Origin of the sequence: Weissella confusa (assembly GCA_041871065.1) — a bacterium.
Lineage (GTDB): Bacteria > Bacillota > Bacilli > Lactobacillales > Lactobacillaceae > Weissella > Weissella confusa_A.
On record CP168942.1, the window covers coordinates 1,529,898 to 1,546,391 of the forward strand.

Here is a 16,494-nt window from a genome sequence, read left to right on the forward strand (position 1 = left end):
TTTAATCGGTAACAAAATCAGTCACATTCGGTCACAAATCGGTAACGTTATATTTTGTAGTATTTTCCATCTCGCCGATTAATCTTCGTGGCATAGTTCGCCATTTTCCGACCAAACGCATTTTTGCTGATTGGATCATATTTATCGTCAAACTCCATGCCGTGATAATGCTCAACATATCTTTCATAAAGCTCAACTGCTTTGTACTCACCACGTTCCATTGTTTTGAACCAATCTACAAATGGATCGGTTGCAACGATGTCATCTGCAATATTGCCGATAATCTCCCAATCTTCTTCAACTGCTTTTTGATACATCTCAATAGCGAACGTTGCGAGTGATGGTATTTCTTTCATCAACTCATCTTCTGGGAATAGGTTGTCACGCATTTTGATTTCTTCTGCTGAGGCAAAAGGTGCAACAGTTTTGATAATGTGCAAGCGCCGAGTGATTGCACCTGAATTGTTGAATACTGGCATTTGATTCAAGTTAATAATCATCTTAGCCGTCACACGATATTCGCTACCGTCAACACCCTTACGCTCAACAGGTGATAATCCACCACCAGAAATCGCCTTGAACACATCATCATCTTTAAACTGCACACCACTCGCATCGTCATCAATCATCAATGACTTATCAACGAAACGAGATGTTTCAAAACGTTCTTTTCCATTCTGTAAATTCTTGAGTTTGAACGCTCCAATGCGATTAGCCCCAAACAAAGCAGAAGTCACCTTAGTTACAAAGTACGTTTTACCTGTCCCACCGATTGGATCAAGTAAGAACAACGCCCCCTGCCGCCAATTCATATCGTTTTGGAAGGCGTAACCCATCCAAGCCCAAAAGAAGCGTGCATTTTCACCGAACATATATTCAGCGTAAGCTACCCATGTATCAGGGTAATCATCGGGCTTAGGTTCAAAATCGAATCCACCGATAATGTTCATGGTTTTGTCAGGTGGAAAGAAGTTGTTCACCTTAACGTTCAATGTCCAATTCTTAAAGGCAATATAGTTTGGCTTTACGGAATCATCAAAATCTCGTGATAACTCCAGCAGATAAGGTTTAATGTCTTTTTGTAACTCACGCTTTTTGTTGCTTGAAATATGCAACAGGTCAGCAATTGTGATAATGGCTACATCAATCATGTTGTAGACTTGTTTCACCTTCATGCGTTCCCAGTAATTGCCATTCCAGTGATAACCCCAGTCATCTTTGATGGCATAGTCGTCAAAACTAACCAACCACCTAGAAAATCCTGTTACAGAGTTGATCGTGTACTTGATGTCGCCGTGTTCACCATCTTTTGTCAGATTTTTGACATCCGAAGATAACCAATCTAGCTTATCTACGAAATCAGTCGTTCCTTTGCCTGCATGAACGTCATCTAACGAGTGGGGAATCTTTGTAATCTCAAATGCCCTTACAGACCTGAGCTTCAAATTGCTGTCCATACCTTATCCTTTCAATAATCGTCTTGTCTTTGTGGTCACATCCTTTTCTGGGTTATCAAGCTGTTGTGACACCCCAACGTTACCCAACGCTTCGAGTAAATCGTCATCAGATATTCCTGTGAATGCTTTGGCAACAGCTCCAATCAAACGAGTTAAGTTGTTGTCTCGTTCGCCTTGATTAAACGTGATAGTGTGCTTTTCCATGTAACCGGAAATGAAACTCGTCAGGTTTTCAACCGTTGGTTCATTCAACCCACTGAATCCGTCATCTCCGAATATCGGCACAAAGCCAGATTCCTTCAATTCTGCTTTGACCGTGTACCTGAACCGCTCTGGCAAGTCCCACGGCACAATTGTTCCGCTCTTCTGCAGTGGTAGCCCCATGAGTCGTGAAACTGTCTTTGACGCTGCCAAGTCCACCCCGTAGTTGAGCAGGTTAAACCCTGCCTTTGCAAAAGCGATTGTAAGCTCGTCTACGGCGTTTGGCAGTAGCTGTGGGTCAATAGGTGTATTAAGCGGAATAAACAGCCTGTGCCCATTCTCGTGACCCCCTGAAGCTATGGCAGATGGTGTTAACCACATATACATCTCTAGCTTCGTTTTAGTCATGAGAGTGTAGAAATTATTTTTCAACTCATCTCGGTCTTGCACTTGGTCTAAGTCGAACAAAATACCTTGAACATCTGCGATGTTGTCTCGACTACGTCTTAGCCCTTCTTTGAGATTAGATGGCGTGAAGTATTGCGCCTGTCTGCTCTTAAAATCATCTAAGTCCTGAATTTCGTCATGGAATTGTGGTAATGATTCAGCGTATATGATTAGGTCAAAATCATCGGTTAAATCATAATCGCCATATATTCCTGACTTCTTGATTGCGTAACTCATTAGGCGAATGGATCGGCTTTACCGTCAAATGGCATGGGTGCAGACGTTGGTTGTGCGCCGACAAACGCTCCAATTGATTGTTCAGCACCATTTGGATTTGGTCGTGCAATTGCCATATCAGGCAGTGACGCTTGAATAGGCGCACCGAAGTCGGCAATTACTGGATTGAATACGGTCTTACCTTGGTTAGTAACTCGCTTCTCAAATTCATTCACTCGAATTGACAAAATCTTTTCTGGTAGGAATTGTGTGACGTTACTCAATTCAATGGCCACACCATCATTCATGCCACCGATTCCAGCAAACATGGCGTTAATCTCTCGATAGCGGAACGGGTTGTATGCAGTGATTGATGAATCGTCCATGAAGAAGTGGTGAATTGTCGCACCCTTTTCTGTACCGTCCATAACCTCGAATACAACGTGGAACTTGTCGGCTCCGTATGTCTTACGTTGTTGGTTATCTTCTGTGCCTTGATACTCGGCAGATTGAACCTTAACTAGATAATCCCCCCCAAATCCCAATTGCTTAGTGGGTGCTTGAATGTCGTTTGAGTTGAAAGTAAATGCCATGATTAGTTTTCCTCGTTATTTTCTGTGTTATTAATTAGTTCTGAAGCCAACGCTTCTTTGCGATCGTCTAGTCGGTTAGCACCTTGATTTCCCTTTTCAGGGTCAAGGTCAACAATGCGTTCGCCGTTCTTAATTGAGATATGGCCCACCATATCAAATGGTGCTGCAAATGCATTGAATGTTTTGTCATTCATATCAGGTTTGAATAATGGCGATCCAATAGGATTAACCAGCCCCGTGTTTAATTCGTGAGCAGTGGCCAAGACAGGTAAGTTAGTGCCCCGCAACCACATTGCTAAATCTCGGAACCACATTTGTACCAAATTCCAGTTTTGACGTCCGTCTTTGCTGGCATTTTCAACATTATTGATAACCCAATTTTGTAAAGCTGTTACGTTGTCCAAGATGATTGCACTGAACTCATCAGTAAGTACTCGTTTCCCATTCTCATTGACCTGGTATAGCTGGTTATCTAACCAGTACATGAGATCACGCTGAATGTTTGGTGCGTCTGAATGTTCAAATGCAATAACTCGAATGTCTTTTGTACTCGCAACGGCGTTCGTTGAGCCATCAAAATTAAACATCAGCTTCTTGCCTTTAAACTGTGTGGCCATGTACGTTTTTCCAGTAGACTTCCCACCGTATACAAAGTACATGTTTCCCACATTAGGAATTTCACCTTCTTTGTAAAACTTCACGCTTCCTCCTCCAATCGCTCAACTGCTTCTTTGATTTCAACTTGCAAATCTTGGAGTGCAAGTTTGATAACTGTCTTGTCTTCACCTGTGAATTGTTGCCAATACAAGTCGCCTAGTGTTCGTCGCACATTGTCCTTGTATCGGTCGATGTTGGCTTGTGCCATTACATATCCTCCGTATTTACAGGAGTTGAATTGGCAACTAGCCAGTCCGCTGCATCATCAAGACGAACGTATTCACTGTTGATGAGTACAACATCTTCTTCTCCAACTTCGATTTCGTCACCTTGCCAATCAACACCCCAAGGCGCTGGATCATCATCTGGTTCGTAATCGCGGTTAGTAAAAATTGCCATACCATTCTCCTTGTGTTAATCTGAACGGGTATTCAACGCTGAAATTGAAATACCCAGACGCTTAACGGTTGCAGCCGTTAGGCGTTTTCTTTTTGGTAACGTCCACGATAACGAATCGATGACAACGTCACCTTAGACACTCCAATAGCTGATGCAATTTCACTTGCTGATTTACCTGCGTCTTGCATCTTCTTGAACACTTGGTACCGACTTTCGTACTCATCTTTCTTCACTTGATTTTCACCAGGCGTTACCCAAGTAGTACGGCGTTCCAAACGACCGTTATTTTGCAAAATGCGCTTACGCTCTGCTTCGATGTCAAACTCCTTATCTGGTGCAAAGCTGTGATGCAAATGCGCAACACCTGTTGATCCAATATCATAATCCGCCATGATCGTCCTCCAATACTTGTTTTGTGAATTCAATAAGATGGTGCTTTTCTGACAAAAGACGATGTACATTCAATGCCAACCAAGGCGGCATTGAGATGCCAGTAAACTTTGCTTCACGCATCATGTGCACCGCAGTCACACTAGTTCCTAATTGGTCAGCCAAATCTTCGTCGTACAAGTTTTCGACGCCTTGAACGATGAAGATTGAAAACAATTGTTTCGGTGAAATCATTTCCGGAGTAAACTCGTTCATTTCCATTCCTTTCTGGGTCGCACACCCCAAGACACACACCAACATGTTGTTAAGAGACAAACAGTAAGAGAAAAAATATTACATGTAAGTGGTTGATGTGCATCTGGCGATGCGCGACCCATATTCAACTGTTAGTGACGTGGTAATGCGTCGGCGTCGCCAGTGATCAAGTAATAGATTGTTGGTCCAATTCGCTTGAACCACACAAACTTAATCAACTCAAATAGGTTGTAGGCAACAATCATCAACGCAAACCCGCCGAACGCCGCCCAAAGTGCAATGTATAACATCGTCAATCCTCCATATACTTGTTCTTAGCTTGTGTGTTGGTGTAAGCCTCAATCTGCTTCTTGTATCGTGGCTTGACCGGTGCATGTGCTCCTAGCTTGCTGACGAAGTACAACGCAACACCTGCAATCGCAATCCAGCTCAACACCAAGCCGATTCCCATCAATAAGTTAGTCATCTGTATATTTGCCTCCGTATTGCACGTCTGCTAACCCTTCGTACACACGTCCAGTGTAGAAAGCCGATAAGAAACCTCGCCAATCATCTAGTGGTACTGACCACACTTCACCAACCTTACGTACTGGCCAATCTGGTCGGCTTCCGTAGAACTTCTGAATCGTCAACCACTGACGTTGCATATACAGTTCAATATCTTCACGCGTCATAATCTGTGGCCAACCATTGCGGTCATACTCAGTCTTGCGTGCTTGCTGGTCTTCAGTCATTTGAAACTTAGTTGCCATTTTTACACCTCCAGTAAAGCCTCAGTCTTACCAAGAAACTTGTTAATGAAATATTGTTGTCCCTTGCCGGTCACCTTTGGCGTCTTAGTAGTCACGTTCACACCATTAGAGTTGATGTGGTTGTGTTCCTTAATCTCAAACAAGCCAAGCTCCATGCTCTTCTGTGTTGGCATGTTCCGGTCTGAACCTTGTCGCTTAACCAGATAACCGTTTTCACGGAGATAACCGAACAAACGGTTCTGTCCCATATCTACGCCGTTTTGCTTAAGCAACTTTGCCAACTCACCAATCAGAATTGATGACTGACTAGCTGACACTGCGTCAGCAAACAAAGCCTTGGGCGTCATCTCTGCGATGATCTTGTCCTTGTGGTCTAACATCAGTTGAGCTGACTTCAAGCCCATCGCCATTTGAATACGTGGGTCTGCCATCAACGCCTTGTGTTCTTTTTCAACTGCGATGAAGTAGTTTCGAACTTCAGCTCCCTTCTCTGTACCTGACATCATTGCGATGTGCTTCGCCATGTCCAATGTCATGTTGTAATCATTTAGTTGTTGAACACCTCCATTACCGACAGGTGCAGTTGTAACTTCACCTGTGTAATCAGTTCCATCAACGAACATCTTTGAACTTGACTTAAACCATTCGTTAAATCGTGTCTTGACATTCATTGCCTTATGCAATTCACGAGCGCTAACCTGTTGCTCACCTTCTTGATTCGTTTGAACCTTAATTAGTTCGTTTGTCATTATTAAACCTCTACTTCCTGTTGCTTCAACTTCATGTGCATTTACGAGTAGCTTGTCGTTCATATCGAACGACGGAACAGGCTTTGCCATTACTACACCTCTCTTATTCAGACAGCAATTGACGACCAGCCTTGTTGATAAGTGCTTGTCGCAGCTCTAGGTCGCTCACTCGTTCAGCTGTATCAAGATACATGCGAGTTTGCTTTGTGATTGCATTCATCCAAATTGCCTCGTTGCGCTTGTTCTTAGACTCGCGCTCACGGCGCATATCCGCTTCGCTCTCAATCATTAACAAGCCATTTAGCTGTGCTTGAGTTTGGATAGTGTGTTCCATCTCATCGAAGGCATGAATGTATCGGATTTTGAAAGTCATTGACTTCTCATCCGTGTAACTCATCACCAATAGGACAAAACCATTCTTGTTCATTCGGTACATTGGATATTTGCGTCCACGTACTTCATACGTTTCTTCATGGAAAAACTCGTGGTCCAAATCTTGACCGCCACTCTCACTCCACAAATTTGTGGAACGAATTTTTTCAAGTTGTATTTTGATGTCGCGAAGAACAACGTCGTGACGCTTACCAAATACTTCAGCAACGTGGCGTGACGTTGTTGTTGCTTTTCCGTCGTTCAAAACGACCAATTCTTTGTCCATAATTATTTCTCCTGTTCTTCTTTTGATTCCTTAATCAATCGCCATACTTCAACCCCCAAAACTTCCGCCACCTTTTGCAAGTTAGCAACACTAGGGCTTGATGTATTCCATCTACTCACTGTTCCATTCGATATTCCTGCTCGCCTTTCCAATTTTGCAATCGGCATATCAAGTCCGGATGCATATTTTGAAACTACGTCATACAAAGACATTTCAATCACTCCTTAGATTTAATTTGACAAATAATAGATAATAATCTATGATAAAGGCACAGTTAAATAAACTAACGAAACGCGATTAAATTACCAACTTGGCGGGCGGTAAACGCTCCTGTTTCAACGGTTAACTCATTTAAACTGTGTGTTTTCAACTCAGCTATATTTGTCATTGTTCCTGTGAACATTTATAACTATATAGACTGAAATCTAAATTGTCAACACTTTTATTCGATTTAAATCTATGACACCAAAAGATAAGGTTAAGAAACTACTGGAAACAAAACGGCCTGACTTAAGCATCGCTAAACTTGAACAAACATTGGGAATATCAAACGGTACCATTGGAAAATGGGATAAGGCCACACCATCAGCAAAAACGGCACAAAAAATTGCCAATTATTTTAATGTTTCAGTCGACTACCTATTGGGTGATTCAGATGAAATGATACCTAAGATTGAAGCCAGCGGCCTTTCACGAAAAAATTCTGATGAATTGCTGAATGCTACTGATGGACTAGATCAGGAGGAAATGCAGCAACTAATCAATCTCGCAAGAATGTTGAAGCGCAATAAGGGGTGATTCAATTGGCTTTAGACTGGCGCAGAATCAATAAAGCTGTTGCAGAAGCTTATGAGAAATTCAATCCGCATACGGTTCCGTTCAACCTCTTTGAAATGCTTGATAAGCTAGACAACGTCACGGTCATGACATACCAGCAAATGGCCGACTTGTTTGCAAATGGTGATATTGAAAAAATGAAGCGTAAATTTTCGACTGATTCTCAAGATGCTTTCTTGTATAGGCTTAAGCAATCGGGAGAACAATTTTATTACCTTGTGTATAACCCTAATATTTCATTTATGGCAAGAATTCGATTTTCAATTGCTCATGAACTGGGTCATTATTTCATGAAGCATTTTGAAGATTCTGACACCGTGTTATCACGAGGTGGAATTGAAAAAGAAAAATATAAACAATTTGAAGCAGAGTCTAATAGTTTTGCATCCGCATTTCTAATTAATCCGATTTTTTTAATGGGTACAGAAACGGCAGATGAGATTGCTAGGAAGTTCGATGTTTCTTATTCCGCAGCTAATAATGCCGCTCAAAGATACAAAAAATACCCTTATGTAGTTTCTTATTGGAAACAAAGTCTCGTTTATGATGAGCCAATACATTTTATATATCGAAAAAATTATTCGGATTATCGTCCGACATATTACCTTGCCCCTGGATTTTTAAGTCTGATGAGTCCTAGTTTCGTTTTTTGCTATGACTGTCATGCATTAAATTCAACCAGACGACAGGATGATGTTAATTACTGTTCTGTATGTGGTAGTAAAAACGTACACATCACGTACTACACTTTTGAATTTCACGAAACAGAGGCACAAGAAGTGATTGAATATCCAAAATATAAGGTATCAGGTACACCTTCAAAATTAGTTAATGAATGTATTAGATGTCATAACAAAATCGATGATAATACTGGTGATTTTTGTGAAGTGTGTGGGACGTATCTAATCAATAGATGTTCAGGTGTATCTCATTCATCTATTAACTGGTCGACAGACAGCGGTTATCCTGAAATTGAAATGTATAATCCTTTTGATGATGGTTTTGACACCGTGGAAGTAAGTAGCAAGTATGTTGGGTCCAATAATTTAGTTGGTTGTGATTACCCACAATCAGGAAAAGCTAGATTTTGTGGAGCATGCGGAAGCGTAACTTCATATGCATTGCAGCATCTGTTTCCATCATTTGTTAATGAACCACTCTACAAAGATTTAAAAAGTCGTTCTGGTAACTTGCCACAAGTTAAGTAAAAAAGCGCACCTATCAATTAAGATAGATGCGCCAGTAGTTATGATTCTTGAAACAAATTATTGTTTTGTTTCAACAGCTATTATAACAAAAAACACGCACACCCCCGCCGGCAAGCGGGGATACATAAAAAAGCCACCCGTTAAGGCGGAGTATATACGTCCAGAACGGATTGACGTTAAAAGCTGAGGAGCATGTATTATGGGTATGTTTGGAAACAAAGAACAAGTTGATCTTTTCCCTGAAGTTAGTGGTGAAAAGACTTTTTATATTAAGAAAAATAAGCAAACAGTACGTTTGGATAATAATTTTTTGCGTATCGCGCGTGGCGGTGCTGCTAATGCACTGTTACAGGGGCTAGATGGTGAAAAGTCAATACTGCTTAGTTCAATTACTGGTTATCAATTGAAAGCCCCTGGGGCAACGGTCGGATATTTGCAAGTTAATTACCCCGGTTCTCAGGACGTTAAGGGAGGCGTATTTGACGCTGTGAAGGATGAAAACACTATTACGTTTGCCAAAGAAGATAAGGCAAATATTCTTCTAATCAAGCAAGCTATCGAATCAGCAATTATCAGTAACAACTAACTGTCTCTCCGCCTATTTAGCGGGATACATAAAAGCCCCACTCGATTGAGTGAGGCGTGAAAGGAATTGATATGAGTAACGATACATGGCAAGAATTTAAAAAGTCAATGCCAACAACTGAGACGCGCAGTATGCCCAAAAGCAGTCGTGGAGAAACACCTGAAGATTACCTAGACACATTCTCACGCTTGAAGGAAAATTTAAAATCAAAGGAAAACTAGATTTCTTTGATTTTAACGAAATGGATTTTATTGGTGTAATCCGTCAGCTCACAAATTTGAATCATACCATGTTGCGCCAACTCTAATGATGTGGACAAGAAGGTTTGGTAATTTTCTCTATCTGTGGGCAAAGATGGTCGTAGCATTAGTAAAAAGTTTGTTTGACGCTCTTCCGTAGCTTGAAGTATTGACCCTGCGTTAATTAAATTTCCGTCGAAATCGAAAGCGTATAAACGCCATTGATCAATATCTTCAAAAAACGAATTCGTTGGTGGAAGGTATGAACGAGACTCTTTGTTCATTAAACGTCGCACACATTCAATCATTTTATTGAGCACAATCGGTAAAACAAAAGTCATAATGACATCCAGAATAATTATCACCAAAGCGATTAACACACTTAGTATTTTTCCGTACGTTAGAGAATTGATATTTTCATAAATTAGAAAACATAGCTTAATGAACAAAAAATTCAAAACTGAATAGATGGATAGCCAGGCCAAGCGCTCTTCTTTATTATATTTTCCAAAATATAATAAATCGCTTTCTTGTGCGATGTACAGATTAAAAAACCCCAATCCACCAGAGACGATTAAAAATGTAATTATTTCTTTCATATTTTCACCTTTATATTCTGTTTCGGAATAACTTAATTATAACATTCCGACTGGTGATTCAAAGCACATTGTATCATGCTGATTTAATCGCTATTACAATATTAAATTTGAACTCAAAAACACGCACACTCCCGTCGCCAAACAAGTAGTGTGCGTGTATCGAACAAAACAGAACATTACTGCCCTGTTTACGTATTTAATTGTACCAGACCCGGGTATGTCTTTAAACTGCCTAAATTTTTTATGTAAAGGTTAGGTTTAATCTAATTATGGCAAGTATAACTAAACGTGGCAACAAGTGGCGCGCTCGTGCATCTTATGTTGATGCCAAAGGTGAACGTCAACAACCAAGTAAGACGTTCGACACAAAGCGTGAAGCTACTGAATGGGCTACCAAGCTCGAAACACAAATCATTGATGGCGCTGACGTCAACGCAGGGAAACTCACCTTTCCAGCTTATTTCAGAAATTGGATTGAAACGACCAAGCAAGGCACTGTCCGTGCGTCTACCTACACTCGATACAAAACTGCTGCTAACCTAATTGATAAGGTATTCGCTGGCATGATTATGGAGAAATTGACGACCTTGAGTCTACAGAAGGAGCTAAACACATTTGGTGAAACTCATTCTAAGAAGTACGCTCGTGACATCCTAACTTTGATTAAGACGTCGTTGCGTGATGCTTACCTTGACGGTATTATCAAGCGTGACATCTTCACTCGTCTGCAACCAGCTGGTCAAGTCGTGGATAAAGGAGACAACTTTTTGAACGCTGCAGACTTCACCAAGTTGCAAGACTTTTTGTATTCAAAGACAGATGAGATGCAAACTCGCCCATTCTACATCATGGCACTTGTCGCACTAGAAACTGGTGCACGTCTTGGTGAAGTACAAGCCCTAACCAAGGCAGACATCTCAGAGAACCATTTGACGATCAACAAGGCCTACTCATCATCTACACGCAAAGTCACTGAACCAAAGACTAAGTCATCAGTTCGTACGATTGCTATCTCTAAGCGATTGTCAGCTGTTTTGAGCGACTTTTTTAAGATGACCGGTCAAGACAACCTAATTGAAAATAAAATGAATACAGCTCGTGTCAGCCTAGAAATGCAGGACTTGGTACGTGAAGCAGATATTCAACCAATACACTTTCACGGCTTGCGCCACTCACACGTATCATACCTACTCCACAACGGTGTTGATATTGACTATGTCAGCAAGCGCGTTGGTCACGCAAATGTTAGTGTCACACTTCAGATATACGCCCACATGCTAAAAGAAAAAGAGCTAGCTCAAGATGAGCTAACTCTTCATGTCCTAGACAATGAATAATTGTTTGAGTGACCAAAAGTGACCAAAACCCTTATAAATGCCTATGTAGCAAGCCTCAAATTACTTTGAGAACTTAGCTTCGTGGAACTTCTTCATGATGCCTGCGTTAGACAACAAGTTCTTAACAGTATCTGATGGTTGAGCACCGTTGTTCAACCATGACAATACCAATTCTTCGTTCAACTTAACTTCGGCAGGCTCAACCAATGGGTTGTACGTACCAACAGTTTCGATGAATCGACCATCACGTGGTGAACGTGAGTCAGCAACTACCACACGGTAGAATGGGCGCTTCTTTGAACCCATGCGCTTCAAACGAATCTTAACAGCCATGTTTATTTTCCTCCAGTTGTTTTTCTACAAGAATTATAATAACAGTTTCTCGAGTGCCTGTAAAGTGTTTTTCCTTTACACGTTGAAATTTCTTCAAAAATCAACGTTTTAGCGGGCTCGAGGCGCTACTTCACTTGCAATAAGTTAATATTTTAGCGCACTCTGTGAAAAATTTAAATAGAAAACAACCACTTTTGGCTATTCAACGATAATATTATCAGTTAAATCACGATACGCCTGTGTCGCATGTAACGACGCATACGCTTGATTCAAGTCGACATCCACCGTACGACCATCCATAAAGGTTACTGTTCGTTTCGTACCATCAACAAACTTTAAGACAATGAGTTTATTACCGTCACTATCAAGCAGCCACGTTTCACCATTTCCCTGCGGTGATGCATATAGCTTGGTATCGTCGGCCACGGTTGCGCCCGCAGATAGCATCATTAGCGCAATACGTTGTTCCATCGTCAAATGCTGGACGTTTGGATCAACTTTAACAGCCGTATCTGCCAACTTTAGCGGTTGCGCTGAACCAACCTTAATCGGCAAGGTCTTTTTTTCGTCATGGACGACAGTTACTCGTTGCGCGTCTGCGCGACGTTCTTTGATTTCAATCCCGCCAATCGTCAGTCCAACGCCTACCATCCCCAAAAGCAGCCCCATACTAAACCACTTACTCGCTTCTTTCAATTGCATCTTTTGTTTCATACGCACGTACCATTTCAAAAAAATAAGCTCAGTCGCCTGAGCTCATCTAGCTTTTATTTTGCAACAACTGGTTCAGCTGTTACTTCTGAGGTCGACACAGTCGTTAATACTTCAGATGTAACCAAATCACTACTTTGTTGTGCAGCGATCGCAGTTGTTTCCAACGCTGTTACAACACCAGCAAATAGCAACAAACCAAACAACAAGACTAGCGCTGTAGCAATCGTTCGCGTACGCCGCGCATGTGTGACACGTGTTTCCATAATCGTATTCCCCCTAGATATGTCCTAACTTTATTTATTACAGTTAGTTTACAACTAGATAACGACGATTGCTTTTCTAAAGCGTTAATGTAAATCACTTAATTTATGAATTTTTGAAAACGTTTTCAAAAAATAAAAGACTTACCAGCAATCCGTACCAAAAGTATCGTTGATTGCTGATAAATCTCTTTAAAACAAAAGACCCGATTATCACCGTCGCGACAATTGAGCCTTTTGCAAATTGTGATCACAATAAGTGAAACAAACCCATGCGCATGACTTTATTTCGTCGCTAGCGGGTGATCGATGTTTATAGTATCGCTGATAGGTGCGATATTTTCAGGATGAAACTGTAACGAATCTCTGAACAAAACGCCGACAAAAAAGGTCAGAGACGGAATCTCTGACCTAATTGATTACTTCTTATTCTTCTTAGCTAGCATTTGCTCACGCAACATTGCTACCTTATCAGCCTTTGAAACGGCACCCTTCTTTTCAGATTGGTACTTTACGTTCATGGCTTTCGTCTTATCATCTAGTAAATAACGACCCATAATTAACGACGCTTCTTCTTGTTCTTTTGAATACGACGAGCCATTTGCTTCATCGCCATGTTTGCCATCTTGCCCTTTAGGCCACCGCCCATACCAGGCATTCCACCTGGCATTCCTGGCATGCCGCCACCCATGGCACCCATCATTTGTTCCATGCCGGCCATGTTACCGTTCATCATACCGCTCATCATCTTCTTCATTTCATTGAATTGCTTGATCAAACGGTTAACTTCAACAACCGGACGTCCAGCACCAGCCGCCAAACGACGACGACGTGATGGGTTCAACAAATCTGGGTTCTCACGCTCAGCAGGCGTCATTGACATGACAATGGCCTTAATGTGCGCCATATCCTTAGGGTCAACCTTCACGTTGGCCAAAGCTGGATTGTTAGCCATACCTGGGATCATCTTCAACAAGTCTTCGATTGGTCCCATGTTTTGCACTTGATCCATTTGGGCAATGAAGTCGTTAAAGTCAAACGTGTTTGACTTCATCTTTTCCATTGTCTCGGCTGCTTGCTTTTCGTCAAAGTCCTTTTGGGCCTTTTCAATCAACGTCAACAAGTCACCCATACCAAGGATACGGCTCGCCATACGATCTGGATAGAAGACATCCAAATCAGCCATCTTCTCACCTTGACCGACGAACTTGATTGGCTTACCCGTAACGGCACGAATTGACAAAGCCGCTCCGCCACGTGTATCACCATCCAACTTAGTCAAAACAACACCAGTAACGTCCAAACGCTCGTTAAAGCCTTCAGCCGTTTCCACTGCGTTTTGTCCAGTCATGGCATCGACAACCAACAAGATTTCATCTGGGTTAGCGATTTCCTTAACGTCAGCCAACTCTTGCATCAACGCTTCGTCGATTTGCAAACGACCAGCCGCGTCAATGAAGACGTAATCTGACTTCAATTCAGCCGCCTTAGCCAAACCTTGGCGCACGATGTCACGTGGATCAGCATCTGTTCCCATTTCAAAAACAGGCACATCAATTTGCTCACCCAACGTCTTCAATTGATCAATGGCAGCGGGACGGTAAACGTCGGCTGCAATCATCAATGGACGTGCGTTCTTCTCGTTCTTCAACTTCAAAGCTAGCTTTCCGGCCGTAGTCGTCTTACCAGCTCCTTGCAAACCAACCATCATGATAACCGTTGGAATCTTGTCAGATACGTTCAATGGCACATCTGACTCACCCATCATGGCAGTCAATTCATCATTAACAATTGAAACAATTTGTTGGGCAGGGTTCAACCCTTCCAACACCTTAGCACCAGCCGCCTTTTCACGGACGTTACGAATAAAGTCCTTAACAACCGTGAAGTTAACGTCGGCTTCCAACAATGCTAGACGAATCTCGCGCATTGTCTCGCGCAAGTCCGCATCTGTCACCTTTCCCTTGCGACGCAATCCGCTCAAGGCGTTTTGCAATCGCTCCGTCAAACCTTCAAAGGCCATGGTTTACTCCTCTTCTAATGTCACCAAACGCTCAGCTAAATGAGTTAGCTCAGCATCATTGGGATACTTTTCTTGAATATAGTCGTTTAATTGCTCGGCCGCAGCTTGGCGCTGAAGATAATCGGCAAACAAGTGTAACTTGGCTTCATAATCTTCCAGCAATTGTGTGCTGCGCTTTAGATTATCATACACGGCTTGGCGTGAGACCTCAAATTCTTCAGCAATCTCACCCAGCGAATAATCGTCAGCGTAGTACAACTGCAAATAGTCGTTTTGCTTAGACGTCAGCAATGGTTGATAGAAATCAAACAAGGCATTCAAGCGCGTGTTTTTTTCTAGCTCCATTACTTCTCATCCTCCAACAAACTACCAAACAAACTCTTTGCAAAGTCATCGGCGTCGAATGGTTGCAAGTCACCAACTTGTTCACCAAGTCCAACCCACTTAACTGGCAAGTGCAATTCGTTTCGAATTGGCAAGATAATACCACCCTTGGCAGTACCATCCAACTTAGTCAAAACAATTCCCGTCACGTCAGTTGAATCCTTGAACAAGCGTGCTTGTTGCAAAGCGTTTTGACCCGTCGTGGCATCCAAAGCCAACAAGACTTCTTGTGGCTCGTTTGGCAACTCACGCGTGATAATACGCTTCATCTTTGCCAACTCTTGCATCAAGTTCACGTTATTTTGCAAACGACCAGCCGTGTCGACAAATAGCACATCGGCATTCGTTTCAATGGCCGTCTTCACACCATCGTACACAACTGAAGCCGGATCAGCATTCGGCTCACCAGCGACAACCGGAATGTCGTTACGCTCACCCCAGGCTTGCAATTGTTGTGTTGCTCCCGCACGGAACGTATCCGCTGCTGCCAACAACACCTTCTTGCCTTCAGCCTTGTAGCGAGCTGACATCTTACCAATCGTCGTCGTCTTACCAACACCGTTAACACCAACGAACAAAATAACCGTTGGACCTTCAGGTGCAAAGTGCATTGATGCATCTTCATTAACACCTTGTGAACGATAATGCTCGACCAACTTATCCACGATAACACGTGAGATATCAGCCTTGCTCTTAGCGTTCTTCAACTTAACTTCATCGCGCAACTCATCGGTCAATTGCAATGCCGTCGCGGCACCGACGTCAGCGCCAATCAACGTTTCTTCCAAATCTTCGAAGAAATCCTCGTCGACTGAACGGAAGTTGGCCATAAAGGCATTCCAACGCTCTGACCAAGTCTTACGCGTCTTCGTCAATCCTTCGTCCAAGTTCGTTTCAGAAGTTACCTCGGCAACTGGTGCTTCAGATTCAGCGACAACTTCTGCTTCCGGTTCTACAACCGGTTCAACTGTTTCCGTTTCAGCTTCTGGTTCAGCCACAACGGGTGCGACCTCCTCATGCGTCGGCATCACAATCTCAACTGCTTGACCAGCAGTTGGTTGCAACACTTCCGCCGCTAGTGATGTTGGTTCAGCTGGTGCTTCCCCATTTTCCCATGTGTTTGGGTACAACACTTCAACTTTGACAGTTGGGGTTTCAGGCTTTTTCTTAAAAAAATCAAACAATCCCATTGTTCATTTC

27 protein-coding genes are annotated in these 16,494 nt (G+C 42.4%); 5 read left to right on the top strand and 22 right to left on the bottom strand.

Annotated features, from left to right (window positions below):
- Positions 1-47: 47 nt before the first annotated feature.
- The 14 genes from ACAW68_07435 to ACAW68_07500 form a co-directional block, all read right to left on the bottom strand.
- Complete coding sequence (locus ACAW68_07435) at positions 48-1,457, bottom strand: DUF5906 domain-containing protein (GenBank protein ID XGA15309.1); 1,410 nt, start codon at positions 1,455-1,457, stop codon at positions 48-50.
- 3 nt (positions 1,458-1,460) lie between these two features.
- Positions 1,461-2,342, bottom strand: a complete 882-nt coding sequence (locus ACAW68_07440) for a hypothetical protein (protein XGA15310.1) — start codon at positions 2,340-2,342, stop codon at positions 1,461-1,463.
- Positions 2,342-2,914 (bottom strand): DUF669 domain-containing protein, encoded by a 573-nt coding sequence (locus ACAW68_07445; protein ID XGA15311.1) that lies wholly within the window; start codon positions 2,912-2,914, stop codon positions 2,342-2,344. The genes ACAW68_07440 and ACAW68_07445 overlap by 1 nt, the downstream gene beginning before the upstream one ends.
- A 2-nt stretch (positions 2,915-2,916) precedes the next feature.
- On the bottom strand, positions 2,917-3,615 hold the full coding sequence (locus ACAW68_07450; protein ID XGA15312.1) for an AAA family ATPase: 699 nt from the start codon (positions 3,613-3,615) through the stop codon (positions 2,917-2,919).
- The gene (locus tag ACAW68_07455) at positions 3,612-3,779 is read right to left on the bottom strand and encodes a hypothetical protein (GenBank protein ID XGA15313.1); all 168 of its coding nucleotides are present in this window, start codon (positions 3,777-3,779) and stop codon (positions 3,612-3,614) included. Before ACAW68_07455 ends, ACAW68_07450 begins: the two co-directional genes overlap by 4 nt.
- Complete coding sequence (locus ACAW68_07460) at positions 3,779-3,970, bottom strand: hypothetical protein (protein ID XGA15314.1); 192 nt, start codon at positions 3,968-3,970, stop codon at positions 3,779-3,781. The genes ACAW68_07455 and ACAW68_07460 overlap by 1 nt, the downstream gene beginning before the upstream one ends.
- A gap of 77 nt (positions 3,971-4,047) precedes the next feature.
- On the bottom strand, positions 4,048-4,362 hold the full coding sequence (locus ACAW68_07465) for a hypothetical protein (protein ID XGA15315.1): 315 nt from the start codon (positions 4,360-4,362) through the stop codon (positions 4,048-4,050).
- The gene (locus ACAW68_07470) at positions 4,349-4,615 is read right to left on the bottom strand and encodes a hypothetical protein (protein ID XGA15316.1); all 267 of its coding nucleotides are present in this window, start codon (positions 4,613-4,615) and stop codon (positions 4,349-4,351) included. Before ACAW68_07470 ends, ACAW68_07465 begins: the two co-directional genes overlap by 14 nt.
- A 131-nt stretch (positions 4,616-4,746) precedes the next feature.
- Positions 4,747-4,905 (bottom strand): hypothetical protein, encoded by a 159-nt coding sequence (locus ACAW68_07475; GenBank protein ID XGA15317.1) that lies wholly within the window; start codon positions 4,903-4,905, stop codon positions 4,747-4,749.
- A gap of 2 nt (positions 4,906-4,907) precedes the next feature.
- Entirely contained in the window at positions 4,908-5,081 is a 174-nt protein-coding gene (locus ACAW68_07480) for a hypothetical protein (protein XGA15318.1), read from the bottom strand.
- On the bottom strand, positions 5,074-5,367 hold the full coding sequence (locus tag ACAW68_07485) for a hypothetical protein (protein XGA15319.1): 294 nt from the start codon (positions 5,365-5,367) through the stop codon (positions 5,074-5,076). The genes ACAW68_07480 and ACAW68_07485 overlap by 8 nt, the downstream gene beginning before the upstream one ends.
- A 2-nt stretch (positions 5,368-5,369) precedes the next feature.
- Complete coding sequence (locus ACAW68_07490) at positions 5,370-6,116, bottom strand: phage antirepressor KilAC domain-containing protein (protein XGA15320.1); 747 nt, start codon at positions 6,114-6,116, stop codon at positions 5,370-5,372.
- Positions 6,117-6,219: 103 nt separating this feature from the next.
- The gene (locus tag ACAW68_07495; protein XGA15321.1) at positions 6,220-6,774 is read right to left on the bottom strand and encodes a Rha family transcriptional regulator; all 555 of its coding nucleotides are present in this window, start codon (positions 6,772-6,774) and stop codon (positions 6,220-6,222) included.
- A 2-nt stretch (positions 6,775-6,776) separates the two neighbouring features.
- Positions 6,777-6,986 carry a helix-turn-helix domain-containing protein gene (locus tag ACAW68_07500; protein ID XGA15322.1) on the bottom strand — a complete coding sequence of 70 codons (210 nt, stop codon included), beginning with the start codon at positions 6,984-6,986 and terminating at the stop codon, positions 6,777-6,779.
- 247 nt (positions 6,987-7,233) lie between these two features.
- Here ACAW68_07500 and ACAW68_07505 point away from each other — a divergent pair, with 247 nt between their 5' ends.
- The 4 genes from ACAW68_07505 to ACAW68_07520 all read left to right on the top strand — a co-directional run bounded on the left by ACAW68_07505 (position 7,234) and on the right by ACAW68_07520 (position 9,626).
- Positions 7,234-7,572: a helix-turn-helix domain-containing protein gene (locus tag ACAW68_07505; protein ID XGA15323.1), complete on the top strand. Its 339-nt coding sequence runs from the start codon at positions 7,234-7,236 to the stop codon at positions 7,570-7,572.
- Positions 7,573-7,577: 5 nt separating this feature from the next.
- Positions 7,578-8,819, top strand: a complete 1,242-nt coding sequence (locus ACAW68_07510) for an ImmA/IrrE family metallo-endopeptidase (GenBank protein ID XGA15324.1) — start codon at positions 7,578-7,580, stop codon at positions 8,817-8,819.
- 199 nt (positions 8,820-9,018) lie between these two features.
- Complete coding sequence (locus tag ACAW68_07515) at positions 9,019-9,405, top strand: DUF4429 domain-containing protein (protein XGA15325.1); 387 nt, start codon at positions 9,019-9,021, stop codon at positions 9,403-9,405.
- Between the two features lie 71 nt (positions 9,406-9,476).
- Complete coding sequence (locus ACAW68_07520; protein ID XGA15326.1) at positions 9,477-9,626, top strand: hypothetical protein; 150 nt, start codon at positions 9,477-9,479, stop codon at positions 9,624-9,626.
- Here the strand turns inward: ACAW68_07520 and ACAW68_07525 are convergent.
- The gene (locus ACAW68_07525) at positions 9,623-10,243 is read right to left on the bottom strand and encodes a hypothetical protein (GenBank protein ID XGA15327.1); all 621 of its coding nucleotides are present in this window, start codon (positions 10,241-10,243) and stop codon (positions 9,623-9,625) included. The genes ACAW68_07520 and ACAW68_07525 overlap by 4 nt on opposite strands.
- Positions 10,244-10,512: 269 nt before the next feature.
- Here ACAW68_07525 and ACAW68_07530 point away from each other — a divergent pair, with 269 nt between their 5' ends.
- On the top strand, positions 10,513-11,580 hold the full coding sequence (locus ACAW68_07530; GenBank protein XGA15328.1) for a tyrosine-type recombinase/integrase: 1,068 nt from the start codon (positions 10,513-10,515) through the stop codon (positions 11,578-11,580).
- Between the two features lie 60 nt (positions 11,581-11,640).
- Here ACAW68_07530 and rpsP read toward each other — a convergent pair whose 3' ends face one another.
- The 7 genes from rpsP to ftsY all read right to left on the bottom strand — a co-directional run bounded on the left by rpsP (position 11,641) and on the right by ftsY (position 16,484).
- Positions 11,641-11,913 (bottom strand): 30S ribosomal protein S16, encoded by a 273-nt coding sequence (gene rpsP / locus ACAW68_07535; protein XGA15329.1) that lies wholly within the window; start codon positions 11,911-11,913, stop codon positions 11,641-11,643.
- Positions 11,914-12,111: 198 nt separating this feature from the next.
- Positions 12,112-12,627, bottom strand: coding sequence for a hypothetical protein (locus ACAW68_07540; GenBank protein XGA15330.1), 516 nt, complete (start codon positions 12,625-12,627; stop codon positions 12,112-12,114).
- Positions 12,628-12,680: 53 nt separating this feature from the next.
- On the bottom strand, positions 12,681-12,890 hold the full coding sequence (locus ACAW68_07545) for a hypothetical protein (protein ID XGA15331.1): 210 nt from the start codon (positions 12,888-12,890) through the stop codon (positions 12,681-12,683).
- Between the two features lie 416 nt (positions 12,891-13,306).
- Entirely contained in the window at positions 13,307-13,444 is a 138-nt protein-coding gene (locus ACAW68_07550) for a hypothetical protein (protein XGA15332.1), read from the bottom strand.
- A 2-nt stretch (positions 13,445-13,446) separates the two neighbouring features.
- Positions 13,447-14,910, bottom strand: coding sequence for a signal recognition particle protein (gene ffh / locus ACAW68_07555; GenBank protein XGA15333.1), 1,464 nt, complete (start codon positions 14,908-14,910; stop codon positions 13,447-13,449).
- A gap of 3 nt (positions 14,911-14,913) precedes the next feature.
- Positions 14,914-15,255 carry a putative DNA-binding protein gene (locus ACAW68_07560; protein XGA15334.1) on the bottom strand — a complete coding sequence of 114 codons (342 nt, stop codon included), beginning with the start codon at positions 15,253-15,255 and terminating at the stop codon, positions 14,914-14,916.
- Positions 15,255-16,484: a signal recognition particle-docking protein FtsY gene (ftsY, locus tag ACAW68_07565; protein XGA15335.1), complete on the bottom strand. Its 1,230-nt coding sequence runs from the start codon at positions 16,482-16,484 to the stop codon at positions 15,255-15,257. The genes ACAW68_07560 and ftsY overlap by 1 nt, the downstream gene beginning before the upstream one ends.
- Between the last annotated feature and the right edge of the window lie 10 nt (positions 16,485-16,494).